Raw genomic sequence first — 6,668 nt, 5'->3', positions numbered from 1 at the left:
GAATTTATCAATGTAGAATAACTACATAAGAAAAATTCCGCCTTGTTACCATTTCATTTATCTAGCGCTATCCCTGATCTCATACTTAACAGAATTGGCATAAACAAAATACCTAATTTGGGTAAAAACACAAACACCATAACGTTGGAAAATGTAAATGAAAGGTAGTTTTACGTAGAGTTATATCGCTTTAACCTAGATACGAATTTAGCCTAACGGTTGTTGCACACTGTACAGGTTTGTGACTTTGCAAACGAAAAAGCGCTTTGCTTAAAACTTCTTGCGTCAAATTGTAAAAACTGCGGTAAGTTATCCTCCCCCAACAGTAAAAGTATTGCGGCAATAGCCTGCTGTGCGCCAATTACTCCTAGCAGCGGACTGATAACGCCCAAGGTATCGCAGTTTTGTACACTACTTACACCTTGGTTTGGGAACAAGCATTCATAGCAAGGTACAGTTTTATCTCTGTTATCGACAATACACAATTGCCCCTGCCAGCCCATCGCTGCTCCCGAAACAAGCGGTTTAGTAAACAACTTAGTAAGGCGATTAACTAAGTAACGTGTTTTAAAGTTATCACTGCAATCGAGTACTAAATCGCAATCTTCGATAAGCGCCTTGGCATTGTGCTCATCCAATTTTTCTGAGACAGTTGATATTGATATTTGATTATTCAGCGCTTGCAGCGTTTTGCCCGCGGCTTTACTTTTACTTTGCCCTATATGGCTCACTTTATAGAGAATCTGCCGCTGCAAGTTAGACAGCTCAACCTCATCATGGTCGACTAAAGTCAACTGCCCTACACCAGAAGCAGCTAAATAGAACGCTGCAGGTGAACCAAGGCCACCCAAACCAATAATTAACACGCGCGCCGCTTTTAATTTAAGTTGCGCATTCTCATCAATCTCTGGCAACAGTAACTGGCGAGAATAACGAATTAATTCTTGGTTTGATAACGATAACATAACTAGTTCAGCACACTCTCAAGTTCTACAATCGCCGCTTCAGGATCATCAGCTTCTGTAATTGCGCGCACAACGGCAATACTGCCAACGCCAGTTTTTGCAACTTCTTCAGCACGGGCTAAGTCAATTCCGCCAATTGCCACTACAGGGTAATCATGCATTAGTGGTACAAAGTGTTTTAACTTTTCAAGGCCTTGAATTTGCCCCGTCATATCTTTTGTGGTGGTTGGATAAATTGCGCCAAAGGCTAAATAGCTTGGGCGATAATTATGAGCACGCAGCATTTCATAAAAACCGTGAGTCGATACACCTAAGCGAATACCTGCTTGTTTAATTTCAGCCAAATTAGCAACCGAGATATCTTCTTGGCCAAGGTGAATACCATAAGCACCATGCTTTATCGCTAATTGCCAGTAGTCATTGATAAATAAGCGCGCGTCGTATTTTTTACCAAGGGTAATCGCAGTTGCAATTTTTTCTTCAAGATCAGCATCGCTGCTATCTTTGATACGCAGCTGAATGGTTTTAATGCCCGCTTTTAAGCAGCGCTCAATCCAATCAACGGAATCAACCACAGGGTAAACACCCAAATTACGCGTTTCTATTTTGGCAAAATCACGTGCGCTAACTTGCTCTGAATCTACTGCCAAATCAAGTTCCTGACCAAGCCACGAATCCGCTTCAATCACTTCTGGATAATCATTTATATTGTGTGGGAATCCACAATGGGCCACAGGGCCTATACCTTGCCCAAACCGCTCTGCATGTCTTAAACCTTGATTAATGTAAGCTTTAGCAAGGATAAAGGCATCTTTTAGCGGATAGTTTTTAGCAAGGTTGGCTGCAACACTGGACGCAAAAGAGCACCCTGTACCATGACTGTGCGGTGTGTTAATTGCTTTATTGCCTAACCAATACTCTTCACCTTGATGAGCACCATAATCTATGCAATAGCCTTTAGGATAATCCCAATGGCCGCCTTTTATCAGCACACTTGGTACACCTAATTCATTAAACACTTTCGCGGCATCTTGCACTGCGCTTGGGCCAATTAAATACACACCGGTAAGGATTTGCGTTTCTTGGGTATTAGGCGTGATCACATCTACTTGTGGTAATAAATGGGTTTTAATTGCCGGCAGAATATCTTCTTCGGTTAAACTATCACCGCTTGAAGCTACCGCTACTGGGTCGTAAACAACAATTGGCGGCGTTTGCCATGTGGTTTTGTAGCGTTTAAGCGTATTAGCAATAAACTCCACTTGCTGTTCGTTGGCAAGCATGCCAATTTTAATCACTTTAGGTTGTATATCTTGCTCAAGGGCATCGAGCTGGGATTCAATCACCTTGATTGCCACACCATTAATCTCTTCAACACCCATACTATTTTGCGCTGTTAGTGCCATAATAACACTGCATGCATGCACACCAAAACTTTGCGCTGCTTTTATATCAGCTTGAATTCCCGCGCCGCCACCAGCGTCAGAGCCAGCAATAGTCCAAATTAAATTACCCATTAGATCCCAATTTTAAACTGATTTATGTTGTGCGATTTACTGCTGATGCCAAAAGGGCATGCCCATTGTCGGGGTTGACGGTTTAGCAACCTCTTTTTCAGGCATTGCTTTGGCCTCATAAGCAATTCTGCCTGCGTCTACCGCAAGTGAAAATGCCTTTGCCATTGCAATTGGGTCGCCCGCTTGCGCTACCGCACTATTTAATAGTACCGCATCATACCCCATTTCCATTGCGATTGCTGCGTGTGAAGGCAAGCCAAGACCTGCATCCACAAGCAATGTGGTATTAGGTAAGCGCTCACGAATGGTTTTTAACGCATACGGATTTAACAACCCTTTACCAGTACCAATTGGCGCGCCCCACGGCATTAGAACTTCACAACCTAAATCGACTAATTTTTGGCAAATAACTAAGTCGTCGGTGCAATAAGGTAATACTTCAAAACCGTCATCAATTAGTTGTTTTGTTGCTTCCAATAAACCAATCGGGTCGGGCTGTAAGTTGTACTCATCGCCAATAAGTTCAAGTTTTATCCAATTAGTTTGAAACACTTCGCGGCACATTTTGGCAAGCGTTACGGCTTCTTGCACACTATGGCATCCTGCAGTATTGGGTAATACTTTAAGGCCGGTATCTTTAATTAATTGCCAAAAGTCATTACCAGCTTCAAGAGTACCTTGCCTGCGCAACGATACCGTCACCACCTCTGCACCCGATGCCTTAATTGACTGCTGCATTACTGCAGGAGATGGATACAAGGCTGAGCCAATAAATAAACGGGTCGACAGCGTTTGGCCATAAATAGTTAGCGGTTTATCCATTAGCCCCCCTGTATTGGCGAGAGAATTTCAATCTGATCACCATCAGCCAAAGCGATGCCTTCGCATTGTTCGCGCGGCACAAAGCTTTGATTTACAGCCACCGCGTAGGGTTCACTCGCACCAAGCTGCGCTAGCAAAACAAGCAACGTCGTATCGCTTTCAACATCGCGCTTTTCGCCATTAATTATTAAATTCATTTTGCACTCTTAGTTAATCTGCTCAAGCGCCATTTCAACCACTTTTGGCGCCAGTAAATAACCATGTCTATACAAGCCATTAATCACAATGCGCTTGCCTTGCTTTTCAACCAGTGGACGGTTATCAGGCAGGCTTGGCCTTAGCCCTGCTTGCATTTCCAATATTTCGGCCTCAGCAAAGCCACTGTGCACTGTGTATGCTGCTGACAACAACTCCATTGCTGAACGCAGCGTCATTGGTTTTGTTGATTGCGATTCAATTTCTGTCGCACCAATCACAAACTCATGATTCGGCTTTGGCACAATATAGATTGGATAGCGCGGGTGCATTAAGCGCACAGGGCGATTAAGCGTCACTTCTGGCGCATATAAGCGCACCACTTCACCGCGAACACCGCGAAGGTTATTAAGGACAGGTTTAGCGCCTAAGCCACGGCAATCCAAAATCATATCAAAGTGGTTTTCGTTAATATTGCCTGAAAACGACTCAAAGAAAGTGACCTTGTCTTTTACTTGTCGGTAACTTGCCGAATAAAACGCACGATTATCAAGCTGCCCTTCACATGGTAAGTAAATACCTTGGTGAAAACGCCCTGCAAGTGCTGGCTCCAGTTCTGCAAGCTGCGCACCATTAAGCTGCTTAGCACTTTGCTCTGCCAGCGGCTTTAAGCGATTCGCAAACGAGTCTAAGTCACCTTTATCTTGCTGATGTGCAACCACTAAGCTGCCGTGTTGTTGAAAAAACACTGGCTCATCTAGCAATTCAAGGATCGACTGCCACAGTGGTATCGCCTGTAAGCCTAGCTCTGCTAATTCAGCTTCACATAAAACCGATTCAGCCAACGGCGCAAGCATGGCTGCAGCAACAAAACCTGCGCTTTGTTCACCGCTAACTTTACCTGACTCAAATACCGATACCTGATGCTGCTTATAAAGCTGCAATGCCACTAAGCGCCCCGTTAAACCGTAGCCTAAAATCGCTATTTTTTTTCGCTGTGAAGTTGCTGTCATAATACGCCCAAGCAGTTAAATAGGAGTCAGATTTCAGCACATTTAATTACTGAATTCTGACTACTTCTTGCTGATTTATACTTTCTGATAAATTTCAGAACCAGCCGATTTAAACTCTTCTGATTTCGCTTTCATTTCTGCTTCAACGTCAATCATTTTGATTTCAATTGCATTCGCATCAGAAATATCTACGCCCTGACTTTCTAAGTCTTTCGCGTAATCACGTACTTCTTGGGTGATTTTCATCGAACAGAATTTAGGACCACACATTGAACAAAAATGTGCAACTTTGCCAGACTCTTGCGGAAGGGTTTCATCGTGATACTCAAGCGCGCGTTCAGGGTCTAAACCTAGGTTAAACTGATCATGCCAACGGAACTCAAAGCGTGCTTTAGAAAGGGCGTTATCGCGGATTTGCGCGCCAGGATGACCTTTTGCCAAATCTGCTGCATGCGCTGCAATCTTATAGGTAATAAGGCCTTCTTTAACATCATCTTTATTTGGTAAACCTAAATGCTCTTTTGGGGTTACATAACACAGCATTGCTGTGCCGTACCAAGCAATTTGCGCCGCGCCAATACCCGATGTGAAATGATCATAACCCGGTGCAATATCGGTAGTTAGTGGGCCTAATGTATAAAATGGTGCTTCATGACAATGTTTAAGCTGCTCGTCCATATTGGCTTTGATCATGTGCATTGGCACGTGACCTGGGCCTTCAATAAATACCTGCACATCGTGTTTCCAAGCAATTTGAGTTAGCTCACCTAATGTACGTAACTCTGAAAATTGGGCCTCGTCGTTTGCATCAGCCACAGAGCCTGGGCGCAGGCCATCACCGAGTGAGAAACACACATCGTATTGCTTTAAAATTTCACAGATTTCTTCAAAGTGAGTGTATAAGAAGTTTTCTTTATGGTGCGCTAAACACCATTTCGCCATAATTGAACCACCACGTGACACAATACCGGTGACACGTTTTGCCGTCATTGGCACGTAGCGAAGTAAAACACCGGCGTGAATCGTAAAGTAATCCACCCCTTGCTCTGCTTGTTCAATGAGCGTATCGCGGAAGATTTCCCAAGTTAGGTCTTCTGCTACACCGTTTACTTTTTCAAGCGCTTGGTAAATTGGTACGGTACCAATTGGTACTGGCGAGTTGCGTACAATCCATTCACGTGTTTCGTGAATATAACGGCCTGTCGATAAATCCATTACCGTATCTGCGCCCCAGCGTGTTGACCATACAAGCTTCTCAACTTCTTCTTCAATTGAGCTTGATACTGACGAGTTACCAATGTTTGAATTTACTTTAACCAAGAAATTACGGCCAATAATCATCGGCTCAGACTCTGGGTGGTTAATATTATTTGGTAATACCGCACGGCCGCGTGCAATTTCATCACGAACAAATTCTGGCGTAATAAAATCAGGTAGCTCTGCACCAAACGATTCGCCTTTGTGCTGCTGCGCTAAAATTTCTTCACGAATTTTTTCACGGCCCATATTTTCACGAATCGCAACGTATTCCATTTCTGGTGTGATAATGCCCTGACGCGCATAGTGCATTTGCGTAACATTTTTACCCGCTTTAGCACAGCGCACTTTTGGTAAATTCTCAAAACGTAAATGATCTAACCCCTCATCAGCCATGCGTTGCTGAGTATAATGTGACGTTACCGACTCAAGCTCTTCAGTGTCATCACGGCCTTCAATCCAAGCTTGGCGGAATTTTGGTAAACCAACTTCAACATTAAGCTCAGCGTTAGGATCGGTATAAGGACCTGATGTGTCGTAAACACGCACTGGTTCGTTCTTTTCAAAAATAGGATTTTCTTCTGTACCACCAGCAAAGGTATCGCTTAGCGTGATTTCACGCATACCAACGCGTACGCCTGGGTTATTCCCTTCCACATAAATTTTCTGTGAATTAGGAAAGGGCTGAGTTTTAAGGTTGTATATATAATCAGATGCTGCTTGTCGCGCTTCGCGACGGCTCATTTGATTTGCTGGCTTTGTATTACTTTGTGACATGACGCACCTTTAAATAATTAAATCGAGTGACGGTCTTGCCAAAGTGCGTGATGATTGAAGCGCATAAAGCGCCTAGGAGGCAGTGCTTAAAATAAATTAAGACAACAGTGAGAAGGTTTTTT

At 43.6% G+C, this 6,668-nt stretch carries 6 protein-coding genes; all 6 read right to left on the bottom strand.

The window, feature by feature from the left end:
- Positions 1-212 precede the first annotated feature (212 nt).
- A complete protein-coding gene (locus tag ON073_RS04465) occupies positions 213-965 on the bottom strand; it encodes a HesA/MoeB/ThiF family protein (RefSeq protein ID WP_274760659.1) in 753 nt (250 codons plus the stop codon).
- Positions 966-967: 2 nt separating this feature from the next.
- Positions 968-2,482, bottom strand: coding sequence for a thiamine phosphate synthase (gene thiE, locus ON073_RS04460; RefSeq protein ID WP_274760658.1), 1,515 nt, complete (start codon positions 2,480-2,482; stop codon positions 968-970).
- A gap of 36 nt (positions 2,483-2,518) precedes the next feature.
- On the bottom strand, positions 2,519-3,304 hold the full coding sequence (locus ON073_RS04455) for a thiazole synthase (protein ID WP_274760657.1): 786 nt from the start codon (positions 3,302-3,304) through the stop codon (positions 2,519-2,521).
- Positions 3,304-3,501 (bottom strand): sulfur carrier protein ThiS, encoded by a 198-nt coding sequence (thiS, locus tag ON073_RS04450; RefSeq protein ID WP_274760656.1) that lies wholly within the window; start codon positions 3,499-3,501, stop codon positions 3,304-3,306. The genes ON073_RS04455 and thiS overlap by 1 nt, the downstream gene beginning before the upstream one ends.
- A gap of 9 nt (positions 3,502-3,510) precedes the next feature.
- On the bottom strand, positions 3,511-4,512 hold the full coding sequence (locus ON073_RS04445) for an FAD-dependent oxidoreductase (protein ID WP_274760655.1): 1,002 nt from the start codon (positions 4,510-4,512) through the stop codon (positions 3,511-3,513).
- Between the two features lie 75 nt (positions 4,513-4,587).
- The gene (gene thiC / locus ON073_RS04440; protein WP_274760654.1) at positions 4,588-6,546 is read right to left on the bottom strand and encodes a phosphomethylpyrimidine synthase ThiC; all 1,959 of its coding nucleotides are present in this window, start codon (positions 6,544-6,546) and stop codon (positions 4,588-4,590) included.
- Between the last annotated feature and the right edge of the window lie 122 nt (positions 6,547-6,668).

Origin of the sequence: Pseudoalteromonas sp. G4 (assembly GCF_028875915.1) — a bacterium.
GTDB lineage: Bacteria > Pseudomonadota > Gammaproteobacteria > Enterobacterales > Alteromonadaceae > Pseudoalteromonas.
This window is presented reverse-complemented; position numbering and strand designations above follow the sequence as displayed.